The 728-nt window shown below is 57.0% G+C and carries 1 protein-coding gene; it reads left to right on the top strand.

The genetic code is table 11. The features are described from left to right. The coding region (locus C942_RS24170; protein WP_036801872.1) for an ATP-binding cassette domain-containing protein at positions 1–728 on the top strand (728 nt) is incomplete at both ends.

The raw sequence follows: 728 nt of genomic DNA, 5'->3' as shown, positions 1-728 counted from the left end.
ATCCGCAAGAAAGTCGAATCCGAATATGAGACCGATGCCAATGCCACCAGCTTCCTGACCGAAGCGGTGACCGGGATCGAAACAATCAAGACCACCGCTACCGAGCACCGTTTTTTACAGCAGTGGCAGCGCATCCTGAGCCAGCAGCTAAACCGCAGTTTCGATGCTCAGAAATCCGGCCTGATCGCCGGCCAGGGCATCGCATTGATCCAGAAACTCACTGCCGCCCTGCTGCTTTGGTGGGGCGTCAGCGAAGTGCTTAACGGCGAGCTCTCACCGGGCCAGCTGGTTGCCTTCAATATGTTGGCCGGTCACGTTACCCAGCCGGTACTGCGCCTGGCCCAGATCTGGCAGGATTTTCAGCATACCCTGATCGCCCTGCGTCGGGTCGGCGATATTCTTGATGAGCCAAGAGAAAACAGCAAACAGGGGCTGGCATCAGTGCCGGAACTTCAGGGCGGCATTGAATTCAGCAACATCCGCTTCCGCTACCACGAAGATGCGCCAGAAGTATTGGCCAACCTGTCACTGACCATTGAACCGGGGCAGTTTATCGGGATCACCGGACCGTCAGGCTCTGGCAAAAGTACCCTGACCCGTCTGTTGCAACGCTTGTACGTTCCCCAGCACGGACAGGTACTGGTTGACGGGATGGATCTCGCCATCGCCGATCCGGTTTCCCTGCGCCGGAACATGAGTGTGGTCTTGCAGGAAAGTATCCTGTTTTC

The sequence above is a fragment of the Photobacterium marinum genome (assembly GCF_000331515.1).
GTDB lineage: Bacteria > Pseudomonadota > Gammaproteobacteria > Enterobacterales > Vibrionaceae > Photobacterium > Photobacterium marinum.
Note: the sequence above shows the minus strand (reverse complement) of the source record. Positions and strands in the feature narration are given on the sequence as shown.